General features: G+C 64.2%; 20 protein-coding genes, 1 tRNA gene and 2 pseudogenes. 10 read left to right on the forward strand and 13 right to left on the reverse strand.

The window, feature by feature from the left end; genetic code table 11:
• Positions 1-103: 103 nt before the first annotated feature.
• Positions 104-856, forward strand: a complete 753-nt coding sequence (locus tag SJY26_RS03755) for a creatininase family protein (RefSeq protein WP_396594819.1) — start codon at positions 104-106, stop codon at positions 854-856.
• Positions 857-880: 24 nt separating this feature from the next.
• Positions 881-1,384, forward strand: a complete 504-nt coding sequence (locus tag SJY26_RS03760; RefSeq protein ID WP_396594820.1) for a phasin family protein — start codon at positions 881-883, stop codon at positions 1,382-1,384.
• 2 nt (positions 1,385-1,386) lie between these two features.
• On the opposite strand, the gene SJY26_RS03765 is transcribed toward SJY26_RS03760, so the two are convergent.
• From SJY26_RS03765 to tsaD, 3 genes are read right to left on the reverse strand one after another with little or no spacing between them, the layout of a single operon-like run.
• Positions 1,387-1,767, reverse strand: a complete 381-nt coding sequence (locus SJY26_RS03765) for a Rieske (2Fe-2S) protein (RefSeq protein WP_396594821.1) — start codon at positions 1,765-1,767, stop codon at positions 1,387-1,389.
• Entirely contained in the window at positions 1,764-2,762 is a 999-nt protein-coding gene (locus SJY26_RS03770; protein WP_396594822.1) for an NAD(P)H-dependent glycerol-3-phosphate dehydrogenase, read from the reverse strand. Before SJY26_RS03770 ends, SJY26_RS03765 begins: the two co-directional genes overlap by 4 nt.
• Positions 2,763-2,770: 8 nt before the next feature.
• Positions 2,771-3,895: a tRNA (adenosine(37)-N6)-threonylcarbamoyltransferase complex transferase subunit TsaD gene (gene tsaD, locus SJY26_RS03775; RefSeq protein WP_396595698.1), complete on the reverse strand. Its 1,125-nt coding sequence runs from the start codon at positions 3,893-3,895 to the stop codon at positions 2,771-2,773.
• Between the two features lie 50 nt (positions 3,896-3,945).
• On the opposite strand from tsaD, the gene hemC reads away from it, so the two are divergent.
• The 3 genes from hemC to SJY26_RS03790 all read left to right on the forward strand — a co-directional run bounded on the left by hemC (position 3,946) and on the right by SJY26_RS03790 (position 5,694).
• Positions 3,946-4,881: a hydroxymethylbilane synthase gene (hemC, locus tag SJY26_RS03780; RefSeq protein WP_396594823.1), complete on the forward strand. Its 936-nt coding sequence runs from the start codon at positions 3,946-3,948 to the stop codon at positions 4,879-4,881.
• Positions 4,882-4,884: 3 nt separating this feature from the next.
• Positions 4,885-5,577 (forward strand): uroporphyrinogen-III synthase, encoded by a 693-nt coding sequence (locus SJY26_RS03785; RefSeq protein ID WP_396594824.1) that lies wholly within the window; start codon positions 4,885-4,887, stop codon positions 5,575-5,577.
• Positions 5,578-5,618: 41 nt separating this feature from the next.
• A tRNA-Thr gene (locus SJY26_RS03790) sits at positions 5,619-5,694 on the forward strand.
• Positions 5,695-6,021: 327 nt separating this feature from the next.
• On the opposite strand, the gene SJY26_RS03795 is transcribed toward SJY26_RS03790, so the two are convergent.
• Positions 6,022-6,480 (reverse strand): hypothetical protein, encoded by a 459-nt coding sequence (locus tag SJY26_RS03795; RefSeq protein ID WP_396594825.1) that lies wholly within the window; start codon positions 6,478-6,480, stop codon positions 6,022-6,024.
• Positions 6,481-6,635: 155 nt separating this feature from the next.
• On the opposite strand from SJY26_RS03795, the gene SJY26_RS03800 reads away from it, so the two are divergent.
• Positions 6,636-7,085, forward strand: coding sequence for a hypothetical protein (locus SJY26_RS03800; RefSeq protein ID WP_396594826.1), 450 nt, complete (start codon positions 6,636-6,638; stop codon positions 7,083-7,085).
• Here SJY26_RS03800 and SJY26_RS03805 read toward each other — a convergent pair.
• Both SJY26_RS03805 and SJY26_RS03810 read right to left on the reverse strand, forming a co-directional pair.
• Positions 7,082-7,381, reverse strand: a complete 300-nt coding sequence (locus SJY26_RS03805; protein WP_396594827.1) for a hypothetical protein — start codon at positions 7,379-7,381, stop codon at positions 7,082-7,084. The genes SJY26_RS03800 and SJY26_RS03805 overlap by 4 nt on opposite strands.
• A gap of 93 nt (positions 7,382-7,474) precedes the next feature.
• Positions 7,475-8,164: a hypothetical protein gene (locus SJY26_RS03810; RefSeq protein WP_396594828.1), complete on the reverse strand. Its 690-nt coding sequence runs from the start codon at positions 8,162-8,164 to the stop codon at positions 7,475-7,477.
• Positions 8,165-8,269: 105 nt separating this feature from the next.
• Between SJY26_RS03810 and SJY26_RS03815 the strand changes: the two genes are divergently transcribed.
• The 3 genes from SJY26_RS03815 (at position 8,270) to SJY26_RS03825 (ending at position 9,212) form a co-directional block, all read left to right on the forward strand.
• On the forward strand, positions 8,270-8,518 hold the full coding sequence (locus SJY26_RS03815) for a helix-turn-helix domain-containing protein (protein WP_396594829.1): 249 nt from the start codon (positions 8,270-8,272) through the stop codon (positions 8,516-8,518).
• A 68-nt stretch (positions 8,519-8,586) separates the two neighbouring features.
• Positions 8,587-8,790, forward strand: a complete 204-nt coding sequence (locus SJY26_RS03820; RefSeq protein ID WP_396595800.1) for a hypothetical protein — start codon at positions 8,587-8,589, stop codon at positions 8,788-8,790.
• Between the two features lie 233 nt (positions 8,791-9,023).
• On the forward strand, positions 9,024-9,212 hold the full coding sequence (locus SJY26_RS03825; protein ID WP_396595801.1) for a hypothetical protein: 189 nt from the start codon (positions 9,024-9,026) through the stop codon (positions 9,210-9,212).
• 157 nt (positions 9,213-9,369) lie between these two features.
• Here the strand turns inward: SJY26_RS03825 and SJY26_RS03830 are convergent.
• The 7 genes and pseudogenes from SJY26_RS03830 to SJY26_RS03860 form a co-directional block, all read right to left on the reverse strand.
• Positions 9,370-9,687: pseudogene (locus tag SJY26_RS03830) on the reverse strand (hypothetical protein); the annotation flags it as partial.
• Between the two features lie 265 nt (positions 9,688-9,952).
• Positions 9,953-11,329, reverse strand: coding sequence for an RHS repeat-associated core domain-containing protein (locus SJY26_RS03835; RefSeq protein ID WP_396594830.1), 1,377 nt, complete (start codon positions 11,327-11,329; stop codon positions 9,953-9,955).
• Between the two features lie 561 nt (positions 11,330-11,890).
• Positions 11,891-12,325 (reverse strand): annotated as a pseudogene (locus tag SJY26_RS03840) (transposase); the annotation flags it as partial.
• A 544-nt stretch (positions 12,326-12,869) separates the two neighbouring features.
• Positions 12,870-16,994 (reverse strand): peptidoglycan DD-metalloendopeptidase family protein, encoded by a 4,125-nt coding sequence (locus SJY26_RS03845; RefSeq protein WP_396594831.1) that lies wholly within the window; start codon positions 16,992-16,994, stop codon positions 12,870-12,872.
• 11 nt (positions 16,995-17,005) lie between these two features.
• Positions 17,006-17,386: a hypothetical protein gene (locus SJY26_RS03850; RefSeq protein WP_396594832.1), complete on the reverse strand. Its 381-nt coding sequence runs from the start codon at positions 17,384-17,386 to the stop codon at positions 17,006-17,008.
• Between the two features lie 672 nt (positions 17,387-18,058).
• Complete coding sequence (locus SJY26_RS03855; protein WP_396594833.1) at positions 18,059-18,952, reverse strand: hypothetical protein; 894 nt, start codon at positions 18,950-18,952, stop codon at positions 18,059-18,061.
• A 308-nt stretch (positions 18,953-19,260) separates the two neighbouring features.
• Complete coding sequence (locus tag SJY26_RS03860) at positions 19,261-19,848, reverse strand: recombinase family protein (RefSeq protein WP_396594834.1); 588 nt, start codon at positions 19,846-19,848, stop codon at positions 19,261-19,263.
• 495 nt (positions 19,849-20,343) lie between these two features.
• Here SJY26_RS03860 and SJY26_RS03865 point away from each other — a divergent pair, with 495 nt between their 5' ends.
• Complete coding sequence (locus SJY26_RS03865) at positions 20,344-21,315, forward strand: AAA family ATPase (protein ID WP_396594835.1); 972 nt, start codon at positions 20,344-20,346, stop codon at positions 21,313-21,315.
• Positions 21,316-21,325: the final 10 nt, after the last annotated feature.

Genomic DNA, 21,325 nt, shown 5'->3' on the forward strand with positions numbered 1-21,325 from the left:
GCGCGGGCCCCGGGGCAAGAAACTCCCCTTCCGAACCATGGACCCTCGGGACAAGCCCGAGGGTGACGGCGTAAAGGTTGGAGGAAACCGGAGCACTGTCCCTATGCTGATCGCCTATTCCGCCTGGCCCGAGATCGAAGCGCGCCTGAAGGCCAGTCGCACCGTCGTCGTCCCCATCGGGTCCAATGAACAGCACGGACCGACCGGCCTGCTGGGCACGGACTGGATGTGCCCCGAGATCATCGCCCATGCCGCCGAGAAGACCGACGACAGCCTGATCGTCGCCCCCACCTTCAACATCGGCATGGCCCAGCATCATCTGGCCTTCGCCGGGACGATCTCGCTGCGGCCGTCGACCTTCATGGCGGCGATCACCGACTGGGTCAGCTCGCTGAGCCGGCATGGGTTTGACCGGATCTATTTCCTCAACGGCCACGGCGGCAATGTCGCCACCATCGAGGCGACCTTCTCGGAACTGTATGCCGAGTGGTCCTTCCTCGAGGAGCCCTGCCCCTATGTGCTGAAGCTGAGGAACTGGTGGGACCTGCCGGGGATCAACAGCCTGTGCAATTCCCTCTTCCCGACCGGCCACGGCATGCATGCCACCCCGTCCGAGATCGCCGTGACCCAGGCGGCGTATCCCGACCGGATCAAGACGGCGGACTATGCGCCCCGCATTGCTCCCTCCGGCCCCATCCGCGACGCGCTCGACTACCGCGCACGCTTCCCCGACGGCCGGATCGGGTCGGATCCCGGGCAGGCCAGCCCGGAAAAGGGGCAGCGGATCATCGATGCGGCCGTCCCCGCCCTGCTGAAGGACGTTGCGGCCTTTACCGATGAAGCCTTGCCCGGCTGACGAAAGGGGCCCAAGCCCGCAGGCATGACCACGCTCGACAAGACCATCCGACATGGCCGGCGCGCGGCCGGGAACGCCCGGTCGGCCAGTGACAATGCGATCCATGGCGGTGAGATGCTCAAGGCCGCGTCCGACGTGATCGCCGCCCGGATGACCATCATGGCGGAGGGCCTGGCCAATCCGATGAAGGCCGACATGCGCGAGATGTCCCTGATGGGCACCGAGAAGGTGGAGGCCATTACGGCCTCGGCCAGTGCCGTCGCGGCCAATCTGGGCGATCTGGCGGCCCGGGTGTCGCAATCGGCCATGGATGAGGTCGGCCACGCGCAGAAGGCGGCGTCCGCCATCGTCTCGGCCGGCAACCCGCAGGCCGCCGCGGCCGCGCATTACAACTACGCAGTGGCCTGGTGGGGCCGGGCGGCCGGTCAGATGCTGACCCTGAACACCGAACTGCTGAAGGCCCAGGCCGATGCGCTGAAGCCGATCCATTCGGCCGCCGTGGCCAACGCCAGACGGTTGAAGAAATAGGTTCAGGCGGTCCGGATCACGCCGCCCGTCGCCATCACCGGCCAGGGCGTCAGCTTTCCGCCGGCGCAGGGCCCTCCGACGCAGGCTCCGGAAAGGGGCTCGAACACGGCCCCGTGCCAGCCGCACAGGATCAGCGACCCGTCCGGCGTCAGATACCGATCCAGCTCCACGGCGATGGGAAAACCCTGATGGGGGCAGCGGTCGACCCAGCCCGCAACCTCGCCGGCCTTTCTGACCACAAAGCCATGGAAAAACGCTTCGCCTATCTGCAGCACGAAGCCGCGGGACCCCGGCTCGGCGATGTCCTCGAGCGCGCACAGGGCGACCCCGGGGGGCGTGGTCCAGACGCGCTTGCGGTCGGCCGGAGCGGCCGCCTCGCTCACGCGCGTTCGGCTTTCAGCGGGCGCGACAGCAGGGCCTCGATCATGGCGTCGACCGTGGTCTCGCCGGCCAGCAGGGCGGCGGTGGCCTCGCAGATCGGCATTTCCACGCCCGTCCGGCGCGCCAGTTCCCGCACAGCCGGCGCGCTTTCATAGCCCTCGGCCACTGACCGTTTGCCGGCCAGCGCCTGTTCGATCGTCTGGCCTTCACCCAAGGCCAGACCGAGGCTCATATTGCGCGACTGGGGGCTGGAGCAGGTCAGGACCAGATCGCCGAGCCCGCACAGGCCCGCCACCGTCACAGCCTCGCCACCCAGTGCGACGCCCAGCCGGGTCATCTCGGCAAAGCCCCGGGTGATGAGGGCGGCATGGGCCGAGCGGCCAAGACGGCGGCCCTCGGAGATGCCGCAGGCAATGGCCAGCACATTCTTGATGGCACCGCCGACCTCGGCTCCTACCAAATCGGTGGCCAGATAGGGCCGGAAGGCAGGGCCGCACAGGGTCGCCATCAGGGCCTCGCCCAGGGCCACATCGGCGCAGGCCAGGGTCACGGCGGTCGGCAGGCCCTTCGACACATCGGCCGCGAAACTCGGCCCGGACAGGACCGCAGCGGGGGCGTGGGGAATCGTTTCCGCCAGCACCTCGGTCATCAGCTTCAGCGAACCGCGCTCGATGCCCTTGGAGCACAGCACGATCGGGGCCTCGCCGCGATGATGCGGCGCATAGGCGGCCAGGGTCGAGCGCATGAACTGGGCCGGCGGCACGGCCAGCACCAGATCGCAGTCCGAAAGCCCCGACAGGTCGGCCGTCACCGAGATCCGCTCGTCCAGCACCACGCCGGGCAGGAAGGCCTCGTTGATCCGGCGCGCGGTGATGCTCTCGACCACCTCGGGCTCGCGCGCCTGCAGGATGACGTCCAGCCCGGCCCGGGCGCAGACCAGGGCCAAAGCCGTGCCCCACGCGCCTGCGCCGATGACCCCTGCGGTACGAAATTCCATTCTGTTTCCTACGCTTTGGCACCCTTGCGCCCGGTCGGATGGACAGGATCGGCCAGGGCGCGCGCTTCGTCCAGCGGCCATCGCGGCCGGGCGGGAGCATCAATGTCCGAAACCAGCCCCAGCTGAAGCCGTTCCGCCCCCGCCAGGGCGATCATCGCCGCATTGTCGGTGCAATAGGCCATCGGCGGGGCGAGGAAGGCAAAGCCGCGCTTGGCCGCCGTCGCCTCCAGTACCCGCCGCACCGTCTTGTTGGCCGCAACGCCGCCGGCGACCACAAGGAGCCGGTGATCGTGCTTCTCCGCATAGTCCGCCATGGCCCGGTCCGACCGTTCCGACAGCTGGCGGGCGATGGCCGACTGGACCGCATCGGCCAGATCGGCCCGGTCCTGATCCGTTTTGCAGGTCTGGGCCAGTCGCGAGGCCGCGGTCTTCAGCCCCGAGAAGGAGAAGTCGCAGTCCTTGCGTCCCAGCAAGGCACGCGGCAGGTCGAAGCGCGATCCGTCGCCGCCCTCCGCCACCCGCTCCAGCGCCGGCCCGCCCGGATAACCCAGCCCCATGGCCTTGGCGATCTTGTCGAAGGCCTCGCCCGCCGCGTCGTCGATGGTGGTGCCCAGCCGGCTCATGTCGCCTATGCCGCGCACCTCCAGCAGCTGGCAGTGGCCGCCGGACACCAGCAGCAGCAAGAAGGGATAGGCGACCTTCGCCCCCAGCCGGGCCGAGACGGCATGGCCCTCCAGATGATTGACCGCCACCAGTGGCAGGCCGCGCGCCAAGGCCACCGCCTTGCCGAACCCCAGCCCCACCATGACCCCGCCGACCAGTCCCGGCCCCGCCGTCGCCGCCACCCCGTCCAGCGCGTCATAGCCCAGCCCCGCATCGGCCATCGCCCGGCGCACGACACCGTCGATCATCTCCACATGGCTGCGCGCTGCGATCTCGGGCACCACGCCGCCGAAGGCCGCATGGTCGTCGATCTGGCTGTGCACGATCGAGGACAACACCGTGGCTTCCCCGTCCGGCGTGAGGCGAACCACCGAGGCGGCCGTCTCGTCGCAGCTGGTTTCCAGTCCCAGAACCACAAGGGAGGAAACCGGCTTTGCGGCGCGGTTTTCGCTGATAAGGTCGGCTTCGATTTCCACCGGGTTCAGGTAGAGGCCCGGTGCCCTCCACGCAACGGACCCGCATGGCCACGATAAAAATCGGCACCCGACGCAGCGCCCTCGCCCTGGCCCAGTCCGGGATGATGCAAAGGGCCATCGCCGCCGCAATGAACCTGCCGGTCGAGGAAGTGCCCCTCGTCGAGATCGTCACCAGCGGGGACCGAATCGAGGACCGGAGGCTGATGGAGGTGGGGGGCAAGGCCCTGTTCACCAAGGAGATCGAGGAGGCCCTGCTGGACGGTCGCATCGATATCGCCGTCCACTCCATGAAGGATGTCCCGGCCGAACAACCGCCGGGCCTGACCATCGCCGCCATCCCGGAGCGCGAAGACGCCCGCGACGCTTTCATCAGCCGCGATTTCGACGATCTGGAGCATCTACCGCAAGGCGGTCGTCTTGGCACCGCCTCGCTGCGGCGGCAGGCCCAGGCCCTGGCTCTGCGCCCCGACCTGCAGATCGAGATGCTGCGCGGCAATATCGACACGCGGCTGCGGCGCGCGGCCGACGGCGAATTCGATGCCATCCTGCTGGCCGCCTCCGGCCTGAACCGGCTCGGCCGCTCGGACGCCGTGCGCGGCTTCCTGTCGGTCGACACCTTCCTGCCGGCACCCGGACAGGGGGCCCTGGCCCTGCAGACGCGCGAGGGCGACACCGACCACGCCTGGGTCGCGGCGATGAACCATGGTCCGACCGCCCTGTGCGTGGCTGCCGAACGCGGGGCCATGGTGGCGCTGGAGGGGTCCTGCCGCACCGCCGTGGGAGCTCATGGCCAGATCGACGGCGACCGCCTGACCCTGACCACCGAAATGCTGGCTCCCGATGGCACAGCGCGGTGGCGCCGGTCGGGCGAGATCACCGGCCTGTCGGCCGGTGACGCCATGGTCCAGGCCCGGGCGTTGGGTCTGCGTCTCGGCCTTGAGGTACACCAGAACGCCGGTGACCAGAGCGTTCCGGTCTAGGCCTTGAGCGCGCTTCGCCGCGTCTGGGTCACCCGCGCGCGGCCAGGCGCGGAGCGCACCGCCGAACGGCTGGAGGTTATGGGCCTTGTGCCGCTGGTGGTCCCGCTGCTGGAGATCCGCACCTTTGACGTGGCGCTGGATCTGACCGGGGTCGAGGCCCTCGCCCTCACCAGTCTGAACGGCGTCGCCGCCTTTGCCGCCCTGTCGGATGACCGGTCCCTGCCCGTTCTGGCCGTGGGCGATGCCACCGCAGACGCGGCGCGGGCGGCCGGATTTGGCCGGGTCCGCTCCGCCGGCGGGGACGTGACCGCCCTCGCCGCCCTGATCCGCAAGGAAGCCCGTGGCCTGTCGATCCTGCACCCCTGTGCCGCCGAGCCGGCCGGAGATCTGGCCGGTTCGGTGGGCACAGCGGCGAACGTCCGTGCCGTCCCCGTCTATGGGGCCCACGAGACCGGAGCCGCGCCGCCGGAGGACTGGGACGCGGTCCTGTTCCACTCACCCCGCGCCGCCCGGGCTGTGACGGCCGTGACCGGGGGGCGCGTCGCCGTGGCCCTGTCCGCTGCCGTCGCCGCGGCCCTCGCCCGCAGAGGCTTCGTCGAGGTCCGCATTGCCGCCGCCCCGACCGAAGCGGCGCTGTTGCAGGCGCTGGCTCCGGGAGCCGCAAGCGCCCTTGGCAATCCCGGGCCCGACGTATAAACAGCCGCATCCGTCGCCGGGGCGCACGCCCGGGCCGACAAGCCGCTTTAGCTCAGCTGGTAGAGCATCGCATTCGTAATGCGGGGGTCAGGTGTTCGAGTCACCTAAGCGGCACCATTTCTCTAAATAAAATCAGGGCGTTAGACGCGCGTTAGCGCAATATGCTCGCGATCAATCGGAATGAGGAAGCAGGATGGAAGCGGCGCTCCCACCCTGTTTATCCACAGCTTAGATAGCGTTGGCCTCTCCCGTGTTTCGAAATGGTCGACCTTCGGCGAAGGCATTGAGGTCGCTGACGCGATAGCGAACGAGCCGACCCCACCTTGTAAAAGCCGGACCGTGTCCGCTGATACGCCAGTCCTCCAGTGTTCGATGAGAGAGTTCTGAGGAAGCGGCCGGCTTCCTTCGTGGTCATGATCGGTGACAGGCTCTGCAACTCGGGCATCATGAGAGATCGCACTGGGCTTGGACGGCGGGCGTATGCCGCACCACTGCCACTTGGCCGTCGTCGCTCAAGGTTACGCGCCCATCGAGAGCTGCTTCGATCAGGCTCTTTTGAGCTTGGGTGAGACCTCGATGACGCTCGAACTGGGCAACTAGCTCATCGATGTCGGTCCCGACAAACCACTCCTGAGCGTCTTCCAGAAAGTGGCTCCGAAAGGGCTCATCCCACGTCAGCGCAGCGTCCATTTGATCGAAGATCAGCCCGACAGCATCGTCGCCCGTCATTTCGCAGGTGGCGACGATGTCTTGCGGTCTGACATGTGGATCTTCGACAAGGGAGTTGGCATGGGAGACTAGCCGGCGTTTTAGAAACTGTCCGACGGTCTCTAGCGGGCCCCTCGTGTGCATGGCCTGCCAAGCGAGCAACTCGGCCAAGCTCGTGGGCTTCTGGGTAATCATGGTGGTCTTCCTTCTTCGTGCTCAGCCCCTTTGGATTTCCGCCGGTCAAACTTGCACGGCCCACTATCTATACGGCTGAAGAGCCTAATAGTGCGGCAAACATCCACCAAATACGTCTATGATTTCAATGCACTTTGACCGATCGTGACATAACCGTGCGCAAAGCCATCAGTCCCCGCCCGTCCACACAGTTATCTTATGTCAGAAGCACGGCGCACCGCCTGGGCTTCCGTTTTCGCCTAGGCGGCGCGGGCTTGCCCGGCAAACCTCACCTTGTGTTTCCAGTCTACCGCTTGGCTGTATTCACGGTTGACTGCGCCGCCTACGAGCATGAGTGCCAGCCTCACGGCCCTTTCCGTCCGACAGACTATTTCGCCATCCAGCGCCGTCTGGTGAGATCGGATCTCGCCATTTTTCAGCACGTGCTGGGTCATCGTGGCTGGCGTTCACATGTCATATTCGGCTGTGACACCTTAGACAGAAGCAAGTTTGAGCAGACATTCGCGGACGTGGTGACCGGGTCGTCGCAGATGGATCCGGCCACCGGGAAAGATAGTGGCAAGCTCTCAGCCTGCCTCCCTCCTCCTTCCGATCAACAGCCCTAAGAGTTGAAGCGATCGTTCGGCTGCCAGATCAGCACCGGGCCTGTCGGCTTCTCCACCATATGCAGGGTCCCGATCGCGTTCGCTGGAGAGTGGCTCGTCAACTCCTCGAGGGTCCGGTGTCCGTGCTCGATGACGTAGCGCAGTCCGAACTTGGCAAGCATTGAGGTGTGGTTTCGGATTCGTTCCGTGATCATGCCCTGCGCGAAGGCCCGCGCCTCCGTGATGGACTCGGCAAAGAGGGGCTCATGACCGATCATCCGATCACCGGCCCATGTTGTAACTGCGAAGTTCTGCATATCCATCTCCTCGACGCATGATCGCGTCTAGAGGACAATATCAGCTGCAAGATCAGTAGGTTGTGGCATTTTGCGCGGGACACGCGGGAGTGCTCACTCTTCCCCGAACAGGTCGGTAACGCGGGCGAGGCCGTTCGCATTCACAACACAGGTCCCTGTGAAATCCATGCCTGAGGGGTCCTCGCCCGTGTCCGTCCACTTGACGCGAACCTGCCATGGGCCTTCGCCTCGCCGAGTTGCCTGCGAGGATCCTGCGGTGAAGTCGCCCTTGCCGATCTTCCGTTCGAAATCTGCGTCGAGCGCCTCGATGCATTTGATCTTGGCCACCTCCTGCGTGACCACCGGCGTGCCGGCGATGTGCTCGTCGTTGTCGCTCATCCAAGCGAGACAGGTGCCGATCTCGGGAACATTCGCCTCGCCTTTGCAGCGGCGATATTCAAGGTCGAACATGCACAGTGGGCCTGCTGCCGCTTCCTTGCGTAGGACGGAAGTGTCGCCTGGGTCAGGCTCAAGCGTTGCCTGTGTCCGCTCGGTGAAAGTGAACCGCTTCGGCCGTGCGACATAGCCGCCGAACGTGTTCTTCCCTCGGACCAGCCCGCAGACCTGACCGTCGCGCACGGTGACGTCTGAGAAAATCGGCGATGTCGGGTCTAAGAGCCGTGCGCCAACGGCGGGGCGAGACGCGGCGATCAGCGCCTCGTCCTCCTTGGCCTGCCGAGCGGCCTCGCTCACACACCCCGCTGCTGACAGCGAGGCGACAAGCACGAGGACAAGAATACGCACGGCGACCGTTCCGCCGGAAGCGAGCCGGCTGATTCCGATAACCCGATACGGGTTATCCCAAGCTGGGTTCTAGAGGGCGTGCTGGCTTCCGCAAGCACGATCCCGATGACCTCCACGCTCCACGATGCGAACTACCGGGCATTCGTGACCCATCTGGCAGCGCTGCGGACACGGCTCGGGGTCACGCAGACCGATCTCGCGCAGCGGCTCGGCAAGCCGCAGTCCTTCGTGTCGAAGATGGAGCGGTTTGAACGGCGTATCGACCCGGAGGAGTTCCGAACCATCGCCGTTGCTCTCGGAGCCGACCCCGCCTTGGAGTTCACAACGGTGGTTAGCCAGATCCAGCGAAACTGAGAGGCCGGTCGCTAGGTTTTGCCCTCCATGCTATCGTGTTCATCTGGTGAGCTGTGAGGAGTCCGCCGATGGAACCGATGCAGAGCTTCGTCATCGTCATGGGCGCGGTTGGCACGATCTTCGCTGCCTTCGCCTTCTATGCAGAGAGCCGCGTTCGCCACTTCACAAAGCTCGCCGAGCAAGAACGAGCGCAGGGCGCTTTCGGGGCTGATCCAGCCTTAGAGCCGTCGCACGTCACCGCAGATCGAGTGAAGCTGACACATCCAGACTGACTCGGGGATCAGACGCGTGGGACCCTGGTGTTTCCTGGGCTCTGAAGGGGTGCTGGACGAGCAAGTCTGGCCTTCGCAGACATGGGCGAGTGCCCGGGCGTCTACGCTGTCCTGAGCGAGTTTTTCGTCGCAGCTCAAGGCCGGGGACAAATAGAACAAAGCACGAACATTTCCTTGATGATCCGGGCTGCTGTGGTGCATGTCGGGAGCGGGTCGGCAACTGGAGGAATGAGATGAACGACCGGGCGCTTGCCGATCTCCTGATCGAGCTGGATCAGGAGCTGGCGTTGAAGAATGATCCGCAAGATGCCGCCGCCGACATTCTAGGCTGCGTCGAGGCCCGGGTTCCGGGATCGGTCCTGAGATCGGCTGCAACCCTGCAGCTTCGAAGCCTGGGCTGCAACTTGAGAGATGGGCAGTGAAGTCGTAGCTGCCGTAGAGGATGATGCGGAGGATCTGGCCGTTCTTCAGGTGCTGGGCCCAGCGTGACGATCGCTCCTCGTCGAAGCTCGAGGTCAGCAGTTCCACCACGAACGCCAGCTCGTCGTGGGACAGGGACATCAGACGCGAGACCGTCTGCCCCCCGGGATGGGTGGCCGACAGCCGACGGCCCAGCAGGTCATAGCCATAGGCGACATCGTTCGATCCCGCCGGAGCGTCGATGAAAGTCGTCCGGTTCAGGGCGTCGAAGGTGGTGACGAACAGTCCACCCGAACGGGTGCGCTTCAACGTCGGATTGTCGTTGGCGTCGTATCCATAGGTTTCGTAGTCAGCCGGATTGGGCGCACTCCGACGCTCGCCCTCCGCCGCTCGCCTTCTGCCTGATATTGCCCAACCATCAAAATTGTGACGACGAAAGTTTGCCACAGGCACCGTCTCGCCAGGCAAAAGCGACATTAACCGAATGCGAGCCGCGTTGCTGGCCCGGCCAAAAGCCAGGCTACGCAGAGCCACGCAACAGTTAAAGAAAAAAACAATAAGCCCTCTATCCGCTTTCTAACAAACAGCAGCGGGATATAAAACATAGATAACAATGCATCAAATATCAGATATGTATAGAAAACACCATCCATTCTTTGGAAAAAGAAACACGCACCAAGCGCCACGACGGATGCCAATAGTGCCGTCCACAATCTCTCCCGGATGATCTCGTATACGGCGCTCATTCGACACGACACCTTGCATCGTTTGCGCAGCTGTTCGCTGCGTTAGCTCCTACATTGACGGCACGCTCTGCGCTGGCACCCACTGCAGCAGGGGCACCACCTCCGCGTCCTCGATAGCCCGTCATGGCTCCACTTTGTTGCAGTCGAGCCGCTGTCGAGCCTTGAGCGGCGGCACGATCCGTTGCAACTGATCGAGCCTGATCTGTTACCCTTTGTGTAATGCCTGACGCTCTCGCGCCCACAGCCCGCGCTACTCCTCCACCAAGTGCACCTGCGGCTGCCCCTGAGACCGGGTTTTGGCCGTTGAGTTGCGCTCCTGTCGCTCCGCCCACCGCACCGCCAGCTACCGCTTCAATCACCCCAGCCGCTTGAGCGGCCCGGGTAAGCTGCACACCGCGAGCGATTAGCTGACCAGCTCCCGCCCCAATCCCTCCGGCGACTGCCCCAATCGCGGCCTGTGTTCCAACCCTTCCGAGATCGAGATTGTCGAGGCTTCTGTTCTCTACAAAGACTTGAAGTCCGACTTCGATTATCGCTCCGGCACCCCCTCCAATGACAGCGCCACAAACTATGGGCGGACATTCCCCTGTCGGATCCGTCTGATTAACCGGATCGTTTGCGACATAGGCGTACAGGTTCAGGCCCTGATCATACCCCACCGGGTCGGTCTGCATGAACCGGCCCAGTCCGGGGTGATAGGCGCGGGCCTTGTAGTGGTAGACGCCGAAATCGGGCATCCACAGCTGGCCGGTGTACTGGAACCGGGCGGTGTTGCCGGCGGCCGGGCGGCCGTATTCGTCATAGCGGTTGAGGCCGGCCACGGCCCCGTTCACATCGACGATGGCCACGGTCGATGACTGGGGGTCCTGCAGCCACCAGACCGGGGTCAGGGACCCCGTCCCGGCATAGCTGGCCAGGATCTCGTCCGCCCACGGCCCCCGCACGAACCGGTTGTTGACCGTCACCCCGTCGTTGGCTAGGTGGCTGACCTCCCCCGACCCGGCATAGCCATAGACCGCCCCTTGCGTGCCCGTCATCTGCGACAGCCGGTCCAGCGGGTCATAGCTCAATACCCCGCCCCCGTTGGTGATCAGGCGGTTGGCGCTGTCATAGGTCTGGGTGACCGACCCGATCTGGACCAGATTGCCCTGCTCATCCCAGCCCAGCGACAGCGTCCCGGCCGTCGTCGCCTGGTTCAGACCGTTGTTCACATAGGTGTTGGCGTTGGCCGCCGGGGTGAAACTGTAGGCCGAGTTTGTGGTGTTGCGTCGGCGTCTGGCGCCGGACGACCGAGGGCCCGGGCGTCGGCCCGCGCCGGACGGCGGCCCTGAGGCCCCTCGCGGGACGGCGACACGAAGCGCGGAACGAGCCATGACCCCAGCATACCGGACTCTCACCGATCAGACCACGACGGGCAAGATTCCGAGGCGCCGTTACGGCTCTCAAAAGGGGCAACTCACCGCAAGTCGTCGGAGTGGCAAAAACTTCTTGCGAAGCAAGAGGTTACGACACCCCTTTTATCTTTCCCTCTTAATCGGGGAAGTCCTGGGGGCTGTGGTCATCGTCGTCTCCTGATGGATACTGTATGCCCGTCGTTGACGGGTTCAAGGTGCCGCCGTTTCGACCGGCCGCGATCCGCCGTCGCCGCAAGAGGGGCTCCGGGCTTTGAGTCCTGATGCGCCGTGCACTCTTCCGCGCTCATCGACGGCTGGGTCTCGACCGACAAGGCGGTCCGGGATCCGTCGCGGCGCATGTCGGCATCGGTCTCGCGGGGCAGCATCACAGGCACTCCGGCGTGGTCCTGGATCGCTCCCGGCCACAGGCAAGATATCGTGCTTCCCGCTTTCCTGGTCTGCATCAGTCCTCATCCGCCGGGGCGGATCTCCTTGGCGCTCAGGCGAGCCTGGCGGCGGTTGTCCGGGCGCGACGGGCCGTCATGCGAAGGCCCCCAGAAGTTTGCGTTCCTTGGCGGTCGGCGCGCCCGTCGAGGCCCCATGTTCGACCGGATCGGCATAGAGCGTCCCGTCGCGCCACATGGCGTGCATGATCACTGCGAGCTTGCGGGCCACGGCCACGACCGCCTTCTTGTGGCAGCGCCGGGCGATCCCCTCGCCCCAGGTCTTGAGGGCGCAGCGCCCCTTGTAACGGGTCAGCATGGCCGAGGCCGCCTCGTAGAGGGCGCGTCGGACGTCGGGGTCGCCCGCCTTGCTGATGCGACCCTGGATGTCGATCGACGTGCCCGACTGCCAGCGTTTGGAGGTCAGGCCGAAGTAGGCGCCCACGTCGCGGGACCGTTTGAACCGCGCGGGGTCGTCCATCGTCCCTCTCCGCCGTTGAGCGGGACGCGGAGGTGCGCCCGCGACGGCGAGCATGCCCGAGGACGGCGGCGGTGGGCAAGGACCGGGATCAACCGGGAGACGGGCCGGCCCGATTACACCGGCACTCCGACCGAAGTTTGGCTCTGTCAACACGACATTTCAGATGAGGGCTTAGATGGCGGCGATCATTTCACTGACACACCTGACTTGGCCATCAGATCCAAAGGAGACAGAAACCGTGATCTCGTTGCCCCGCTCGCTGTGTACGATAGACACAGCCTCGGGAAGGCCGCCAGAGGGGGGCGACACTATCGCTCGGCCAGAAAATTCCTCCTCAAGTCGAGCTTGGACTTGGGAGATATCGTCGGTTGGCCGAATCCCCGCGGGCAATTTGTTTGGCGAACACGTCTCGCGTTTTGTGATCATCCCCTCGAACGACACATAGGCGATTTGAGCCTTTGAGAAGGAACAATCGCTGACGTCGGAACAAGCGCTTTCTGGGGTGTCGCCTCCCAACGGCAAAGCGGTTTGGAAACCTGAACCCGGAGACTGAGCGCAAGCACCCAAAATCATCCCGGTTAGAACGAGCGATATCTTACTCATCGTACGAAGGCCTTCTCAAATCACGTCGCGGATCGGGTAGGTAGTCTTCCGGATTTCGGGTCGGCGCGGTCGGACCAGGCCCCGTTCGGACCTCGAAATGCAGGTGGGAATCGGCCGTTCTCGGGGTATTTCCCGTGCGCCCAACAGCCCCAATAGTGTCACCGGCAGAAACTTGGTCACCCGGTTTAACGTCAACGGAATCGAGGTGCGCGGACTGGGTGTAAATTCCTTCACCGTGGTCGATGACAACCTGATTGCCATAAGATGAGCTGGGATTTGGCTGTATGTTGTAGACGGTGCCATCACCAGCAGCCACCACGTCGGTGCCTATAGGGGCCTGTATATCAATCCCCTCATGAGACCTGCCGCCTGAACGGTTCGCCCCATACTCGCCGCTGCCCTGCCCTCTAGATGAGTCGCGCTCGGTCAATCGTGGGTAGCCCGGCACTGGCCATCTCGTCAGGGGCCTGTCCTGCCAGAACATCCCCGTTGGGTCTGTCCGGTTCACCGGATCGTTTGCGACGTACGCATACAGGTTCATCCCGTCTTCGTATCCGATGGGATCCGTCTGCATGAACCGGCCCAGCCCCGGGTGATAGGCGCGGGCCTTGTAGTGGTAGACACCGAAGTCCGGCAGCCACAGCTGGCCGGTGTACTGGGTGCGCTGGCCGTTCGACGGGCCGCGCTGGCCGTATTCGTCATAGGTCCAGATACCGCCGGTGGTGCCGTCCGGCTGGGTGACGGCGATGGGCGAGCCCTGCGGGTCATTGATCCACCACACCGGGGCCAGCGTCCCCGACGTCCCCGCAAAGCTGACCAGCAGCTCGTCGGCACGGGGGCCGCGGACGAAGCGGTTGTTCAGCCCGCTGCCCGTATTGGCCAGGGCGGCGATCTCGTCGGACCCGGCATAGGCATAGGTCGCGCCCTGGGTACCCGTCAGCCGCGACAGTCGATCCAGGGGGTCATAGGTCAGGGTCCCGGTCGCCGGTCCGCTGACGCCGCGCAGCTTGTTGGCCTGGTCATAGGTAAAGGCCCGAACGCCATCGCCCAGCAGATTGCCCTTCAGATCGTAGGGCAGCGGTGCGCCGTTCCATCCGGTCTGGTTCAGCCCATTGATCGGATACGCCACAGAGCCCGCCGAAGCCGACCAGGTGTAGAGGGCATTGGAACTGGTCCTCGTGATGGCCTGGCCGGCCGGATTGTATGTGAAGCCCCAGCTCTGGTCCCAGGTGGTGCCGGGGAAGTTGAGCGACTGGCTCGTCAGGCGCGAGATGCCGTCGTAGCCGTAGCTGGTGGTGACACCGTTGCCGCGTGTCAGCCGATCGCGGCGGCCCAGATTGTCATAGCGGAAGCCGATGATCTGGGTGGAGGTCCCCTGGCGGATCGCCGCCATCTGGTTGTCCAGATTCCAGTCGTAGGTCAGGAAAAATGTCGGCGACCCCGGCCAGTCCATCCGGGTGCGGCGACCGGCAAGGTCGTATGCCATGGTGAAGGTTCCCAGCGGGCCGGTCTCGCTGACCAGACGGCCCAGCGCGTCCCAGGCGGTCGTGACCGTCGCGATCCCGGGGTGGGTCGCGGTCAGGCGGCGGTCGAGCAGATCATAGCTGTAGGTGACGTCACCGACGTTGGCCGGGGCGTCGATCAGGGTCGGCCGGTTCAGGGCGTCATAGGTGGTGGTGAAGAACTGGTCGTTGCGAGTACGCCTGACGGTCTGATTGTCGTTCTCATCGTAGATGTAGGCGACGAAGTCGGATGGATTTGCAGCCTGCGCGCCCACGGGGCTGGCCACCGGATAGTAGAAGATCGAAAGCCGGTCGAAGCCGTCGTAGAGGTAGTCCGAGCGGTTGTTGTTGGCGTCCTGGACCCAGTCCCTCTGGCTGTTCGGCGTCCAGGCCTGGGTTACGACAGTGCGCACCTCTGGCGTGCCATAGCCGGTCCGGGTGCTCAGCAGCCGGTCGACGGCGTCGTAGGTGTTGAAGCTGATACGGTCCGGACCGAACGTGCCGGCCGTCGCCAGGGTGCAGGCCGAGGCCGGTAGCGACGACCAGGTCGCGGGATTCATCCGCTGTGCCGTGCAGGTCGGGCGACCTGCCGTGTCATAGGCGTATTGGGTCACACCGTAGACTGTCGAGCCACCATACTCCGTGTCGCGGATCTTGCGGGCCTGGGCGTTGTAGACGCTGTCGACACGCTGAAGGACCGTCATGGCGGTGAAGGCCGCCTCGCTCTGGGCCGTGGCCGTCCCCACCTCGACCGAGGTCGGCTGGCCGTCGGCGTTATAGACGGTACGAGTCGCCGGGAAGGGGCGGCTCGCGCTTCCATCCGGATCGGGCGCGATCTGACCCAGGGGCTGGCGCATGGCGTCATAGGCGAACCAGGTGGTGTCCGCCGTGCCCGACAGGGGGCCGTTGACGGTCTTCACGTCGCTGTTGGCGTCGTAGGTCATAGTAGTGACGGCCGCCAGGGCACCGTTGCCGGAGCCCGAGGTCATGGTCAGGGGCAGGATGTTCGAGGCGTTCGAGGCATTGCCGCTCTGGTAGGCGGTCGTGGTCTGGATCTCGCCTGCCGTATTGTTGCAACTGGCCGTGGTCGTGCACTCGGAGACCTCTGTCTGAACCCAGATACCCGTGGGTGCAGCCGTGATCGAGGCCGAGCCGTTCTGCCTGTACCAGGCCTGACCGGCTGTATAGGCGTAACGGGTCTGGGGGCGTACCGCTCCGGGGGTCGGTGCCGGCTCGGTCATCACGGTCACTCCGCCGTGGGCCGCGTACTGATAATCGGTCTGGGCCCCCCGCGCGTCGATGATGGCGGTTGGACGGCCGCAGAGGACCGGGGTCGAACAGTCGCCATAGACTGCCGTGACCGTGGTGGGGCTGAGCGGCGAGCCGGGCTTCGGATTTCGGGTCGCCGTCGCCAGGTCGCCCCGGTACGTGTACCCGTAATAATCGACATTCCCTTCGGGATGGGTCACGATCCCGAGATCCCCAACGAATGTATAGGCGTAGGTGGTTTCCTCGTTGAGCGCGTCGGTGACCGACGTGACCCGGTTCAGTCGATAGTCACTGATCCCCAAGTCCAGGCTCTGGGTCGATGTGATCTCCACGACGGTGTTGTTGAACAACGGGCTTCGGACCGTCGTCGTGTAGATCTCCTCCACCGGAGGGATGGGCGGGAGTGGCGGGCGAACATAGGTGTAGCCCCACGTCCCGGCACCGTCGTTGTAGCTGCTGTATCTTATGGGATTGATGGTCCGGCCTAGAGTGACGTTCTGCCCGCTGCCAAGAGTCGGACGACGAACACCGGACACCCAGCCTCCCGGACTGAGCAGACGAGTGGTGCGGCCGAGGGAGTCCGTCACCCGGCGCTCCGTGACCGTCGAAGTACCGGTCTGGGAGAGAGTCAGCTGAGGCCAGGTTCGGCTAAAGGTACAGCTGTTGGCAGTCGGCGCGCAGGCGTCCACCGCGTTGTTGAGTGCGGTGATGGTGGTTGCGGGCGCGCCGCCCTGTGACCCGTAGCTGAAATGCAGCTGATAGCCGCGGTTGCTGGTCACAGATTGAATCTGTGTCGCCGAATCGTAGGTCCAGGTCATCACCTCGCCGTTCGGCCGGGTCAGGGTGGTGATGAGCCCGCGGTTGGCGGTATAGGGTGAGTAGGTCGAAGGCCCGCCGAAGAACGCGACCGTCCCATCCAGTGCCGTATAGGTGAAGTCTCCGCCTGACCGGGTGAGCGCACCCGTGCCCTCGATATTCATATAGCCGCCGAGGCCGTCCTCGGCGAAGACTCGGCTCTGGCCCATCAGAGTGACGGTGAAGATCGGCGTTTGCGTCGGTCCGGGCAGGAAGGGCGTCTCGGTGACGCCGCCCCAGACACTGTGACGCCACTCGTTGACCGCGGTGTCGAAGGTGGCGGTGTAGCTGAGACCGGCACCGGACGGCCCCACCGAGATCGCCGGCGAGCTGTAGGTGAACGAACCGCTGAGCAGATTGATGCCACGCTGGTCCGTGGGGTTAAACGCCACCGGCGGCGGGATTTCCGGAGCCTGGGCGCGCGACATAGTCGGCGTCGTGATCGTCAGACCCATGACCAGGACGGCGAGGAGAGGGCCTGCGGGCCGCATTGCCCCGCCTCTCATTGGCACACGCGCGGCGCGGTGCCGCCCATGCCGCGCGCAGTCACGGCGTCGGACGGTAGAGAACAGGCGTCGCCCGGGGGCTCTCGTCGCGCGGCGAGGACTGTGTCTCCGCCTTCGGCCGGGGGTTTGGGCGCATCATCGTTCGCGACCACATCGACCGCGCTCTGCGCCGAGGACACAGAGATCGATCGGTTGGAGCGGTTGTCAGCCGGGTCGTAGACATAGGTCGAGGTGGCGTCCGGGCCGCTGGCGTTGACGCGGGTGACGCCGATCAAACGGCCGTGCACATCGTAGCTGTAGGTCGCGGTTTCCTGAGCCGCAGCGCTCGAGGCCATTAGACCCAACATGATCGACAGACCCACGCCGACATCACGCATCACCACCTCCCCCGCTTAAGAAGCCCACAAAAGGGGCGCCTACAACCGATCGCGTCAAGGTGGCAAAATCCTTCACATTCAATCAACCTTGACCCGCTCACGACACCGGCCCTTCCGCTCCGTTGTCCTTTAACCAGCGATTGCAAATGCTTGATCAGCCGCTCTGGCCACACTCCCCAACGGCAGACCGGCGTTCTCACAGTCGTGTGATTGCGCTCAGCGCACCATTCGGAAGCGGACGTGGTTCACACTTCCGGGCGACGATCCGCTGGCATTCTTCGCCAGCGTCCCCGTCCGCGACTACACCTGCGTCCGCAAGATCAAAACCGGCGTTGAGACATGCGACCTGTTCGCCTTTCTGACGACCGAACCGAATGCCGAGGTCGGTGCCGTCCATCCGAAGGCCATGTCCGTCACCCTGACGAGCGAGGAAGAACGCGAAGTCTGGATGCGAGCGCCATGGGACGAGGCTAGGTCGCTTCAGATCGGCTTGTATCGTCCTTCGGCATGGACACGACCCGGGGCTGTCAGGGTGGTGCAAGCGGGAAGGACTTACCCCCGAAAAAATCGTGCAGGAGGCCGATTTTGCCGCCCAAGGCAGGGCCGCCTAGGCCGTGGCCGAGTTGGCGCCCCAGCCCCCCTTCCAGCCCCGGGAAATGGCATGCGCGCCGATCAAGCCGTGCGCCCTGCAGTAGATCTGCGGCTTCTGGCGATCATGTCTGCCAGACTGGGCTCCGGATCAAACAACTCGGGCCCTTCTTCATCCTCATCATGCTCATCCAGATCACCCTGATCCAGAAAGAGAAAGTGGAGAATGTTCGTGTCGAGCAACGTGAGCACGTGAGCACGCAAGATTTCTTTGCTGAGATTGCCAGACACAATCGCGTCGACGATTTCTGCTCGATTTGATCGGACAAGCTCATCGACTACACGCACCACAGCGGCGCGCGCCCTATCTGCCGGGCACGCAGCTTCTAAATCAGACCTGGCTTTTATGAACTTGTAACAAGGGTCGACCGATGTGCCGGCTTCCGTCGAAATCACAGTCCACCGCATCTGGCCCTCGCCGAAGACATACTTGATCGCCTTCCGAAGCATCGCTTCCGTTGGTGCCGGGAAAGGGTCTGGCCACCCCGCGAAGAAGTCAGCGATATCGATCGCCGCCGGGGTTGAGAAGGCGTTGGTCAGCTCGTTTCGAACTGTCGCTTGAACCGCAGAGACGATGCCGGACAGAGAGGATGTCGGATCACCGCGTGAACTGTCTCCGAGAGCAGGCTCTCGTCCAAACCGGAGACGGAAGCGCGCGTCCGTATAACGCGCGACGCAGTTCTGTATCATCCGGACGATTAGGAGCTTCGCCTGATCAGGATACCGGTCAGACGCAATCCCGGCGGCATAGAGGGCGAATGAGGCGTCGCCAAAAGCAGCGATTGTGAGGGGGTCCACGCTCAGAACGGAGAACGTCAAGTTCATGTCGTTGAAGACAACGCCGAAGGCTTTCCAGACAGCACCATCGGTGAGGCCGGGAGAAATCCCCTGGAAGGGGTCAATAATGTGGGGGGACAATGCAGGAAAACCCGGAAGGGGGTTAGGTATACCGTCGTCAAGTGATGACGCCGGGTGAGGCAGGCTTCATCCCGGAGATCAACCCTCAGGACGTATTCGTTATCATAGCCGCCGTCCGGTTAGAATACAAGTTGAGAAGTTGACGAACCACCGCCGGAAGTGCCGGAGGCGCGACGGAGGTTGCGAGGCAACTTTTCGTCTATTAGTTCAGAAGAACAAAAGAGGCTCTAATATCTCGAATCTCTTAAGAGTGCGGGCGGGGGCGCGCGCTGCGCGTATGTGGGCGAGCGCGCGTAGGCTTCTTTTTTTCAAGAAGCAAGGCTGTGGTGAGTTTTATTTGCGGTGGCCAGAGCGGCTGCTGACACCCGGTAGATTGACGCTCGACCCACCCCTAGGCGCTTCGCGATCGCTGTGGGACCCAAGCCGTCCGCTTTCAGCCTTGCGATCTCGCCGGCGTCGATCGATGCTGGTCTTCCGCGATACCGCCCCTCAGCCTTCGCCTTCTGGATACCCTCCATTTGTCGCTCCTTCCGGAGGTCGGTCTCGAACTCGGCCACCGCCGCGAGCATGTTCAGCATCAGCCGACCGCCGGACGTGGATGTGTCGATCGCCCCCTGCTGGATCGCTTTGAACTCCACCCCCTTCGCCTGCAGCCGATCGATGATGTCGCGAAGGTCGGACATCGAGCGGGCAAGGCGATCGAGGCGGGTGACCACGAACGTGTCGCCTTCTCGGACATAGTCCAGGGCGGCTGCCAGCTGAACCCGGCCCTGCTGGCTGGTTCCGCTGACCTTCTCCTCAAACACTTTCGTGCACCCGGCCGCGCAGAGCTGTTCAGCCTGCACCTCCAGCGATTGCCCTGTCGAACTCACCCTTGCGTAACCGATCACGGCCATCCGGAACTCCTGTCTCGTTGAGCTCTAGACCATACAACGGGACTGTATCGGAAGTCGGGCTTTAACCCATACGAGACGCACTTCCCGTCTCAGATCGACGCCTCGCCGGGGTATACCTATCGAGACAGGGTCAGAGATCGAGCGTCGCTCTGCCCGGTGGTTCAATGTGCCAGAACCGCTGCATCGGTGGCTGAAACAGGCTCAGGGGCGGAAAGCGGACCTTGTGAGGGTCTGTTCAGGGTGGACATCGAACCAGCTCCCGAAAAAAGATCTCCACGATGCCGGCGGCAGCAAGTCTCCTTGCGACGTTGTTTGCGCGACGGCACCAAGAGCCCCTCGGTTCTAAAAGGGCCACGCTGCCCCGGAAACTGACGCACCCACGACCTATTCTGTGGGTAAATGGCCCATTAACCCGGTTCGGCCGATGGTGGTCTGGACCGATTCTGTTAACGATTGACGCTCGGGAGGCACGGCGGATCGATGCGCGGCGAACTGATGAAGAAGCTGCTCGCCAGCTATGGCCGCGACGACGAGTTTCGCGCGGTCGCCGAGCAGATCATTGAAGAGGAAGAGGGCAAGAACAACAAGGTTCTCGCCCGGACCCTGCGCCGGACCCTGGAGCATGGAGCCGCCCGAGGCGACAAGGCCAGGACCCTAGCCCCGCTTATCCCCTTCCCGCACGCCGCGAGCGATTTCGTCGAGCGGGTCGAGCCTGAACACACCAAGGGCGACCTGATCCTCAGCCCGCGCAATGCCGGGGTCTTTGCCGGGCTGCTGCAGGAATACCGGCGCTCGGACGATATTCGCCGGCACGGTCTGCCTGTGCGCTCCAAACTCCTGTTTTGCGGCCCTCCGGGATGCGGCAAGACCCTGTGCGCCGAGGTGTTCGCCGCCGAGCTCGGGCTGCCCCTGTTTGTGGTCAAGCTGGACAGCCTGATCTCCTCCTACCTTGGAGAGACCGCCAGCAATGTGCGCAAGATTTTCGAGTTCGCCCAGAAGCAGCCATGCGTGCTCTTCCTAGACGAGTTCGACGCCCTGGCCCGGTCCCGGGACGACACCGGCGAACACAACGAGCTGCGTCGGGTGGTCAACAGCCTGCTGCTATTCATCGACAGGATCCAGCCGCGGGGTTTCCTCGTGGCGGCCACCAATCTGGATCAGTCGCTGGATCCGGCTATCTGGCGGCGGTTTGACGAGGTCGTGTGGTTCGACAAGCCTGACCGGCGCATGGCGGAACGCTATCTGGCGATGAAGTTCAAGAATGTCTCCGTCGCCTTCGAACCGCGCAGCGTAGCCGCGAGCGTTGACGGCTTCTCCTATGCCGAGATCGAGCGGGTCTGCATCCAGGCGATTAAGGCGGCGATTATTGGCCGCCGCAAGCAAACCACGCTCGACGATTTCCGCGCGGCGGTGTCCGACGAGAAGCGCAGACGCTCGGGCAACGACCGCCTGTCGAACGCGATCTGACCGAGACCTG

This window comes from Brevundimonas sp. R86498, assembly GCF_044598075.1.
GTDB lineage: Bacteria > Pseudomonadota > Alphaproteobacteria > Caulobacterales > Caulobacteraceae > Brevundimonas.

Bases quoted from the DNA above. Each gene is read 5' to 3' on its own strand.
- SJY26_RS03860 (WP_396594834.1), bottom strand. From the start codon at position 19,848: ATGGCCGTGATCGGTTACGCAAGGGTGAGTTCGACAGGGCAATCGCTG.
- SJY26_RS03770 (WP_396594822.1), bottom strand. From the start codon at position 2,762: ATGGAATTTCGTACCGCAGGGGTCATCGGCGCAGGCGCGTGGGGCACG.
- SJY26_RS03805 (WP_396594827.1), bottom strand. From the start codon at position 7,381: ATGCAGAACTTCGCAGTTACAACATGGGCCGGTGATCGGATGATCGGT.
- hemC (WP_396594823.1), top strand. From the start codon at position 3,946: ATGGCCACGATAAAAATCGGCACCCGACGCAGCGCCCTCGCCCTGGCC.
- SJY26_RS03760 (WP_396594820.1), top strand. From the start codon at position 881: ATGACCACGCTCGACAAGACCATCCGACATGGCCGGCGCGCGGCCGGG.
- SJY26_RS03815 (WP_396594829.1), top strand. From the start codon at position 8,270: ATGACCTCCACGCTCCACGATGCGAACTACCGGGCATTCGTGACCCAT.
- SJY26_RS03835 (WP_396594830.1), bottom strand. From the start codon at position 11,329: ATGGCTCGTTCCGCGCTTCGTGTCGCCGTCCCGCGAGGGGCCTCAGGG.
- SJY26_RS03865 (WP_396594835.1), top strand. From the start codon at position 20,344: ATGAAGAAGCTGCTCGCCAGCTATGGCCGCGACGACGAGTTTCGCGCG.
- SJY26_RS03820 (WP_396595800.1), top strand. From the start codon at position 8,587: ATGGAACCGATGCAGAGCTTCGTCATCGTCATGGGCGCGGTTGGCACG.
- SJY26_RS03825 (WP_396595801.1), top strand. From the start codon at position 9,024: ATGAACGACCGGGCGCTTGCCGATCTCCTGATCGAGCTGGATCAGGAG.
- SJY26_RS03850 (WP_396594832.1), bottom strand. From the start codon at position 17,386: ATGCGTGATGTCGGCGTGGGTCTGTCGATCATGTTGGGTCTAATGGCC.
- SJY26_RS03755 (WP_396594819.1), top strand. From the start codon at position 104: ATGCTGATCGCCTATTCCGCCTGGCCCGAGATCGAAGCGCGCCTGAAG.
- SJY26_RS03795 (WP_396594825.1), bottom strand. From the start codon at position 6,480: ATGATTACCCAGAAGCCCACGAGCTTGGCCGAGTTGCTCGCTTGGCAG.
- SJY26_RS03845 (WP_396594831.1), bottom strand. From the start codon at position 16,994: ATGCGGCCCGCAGGCCCTCTCCTCGCCGTCCTGGTCATGGGTCTGACG.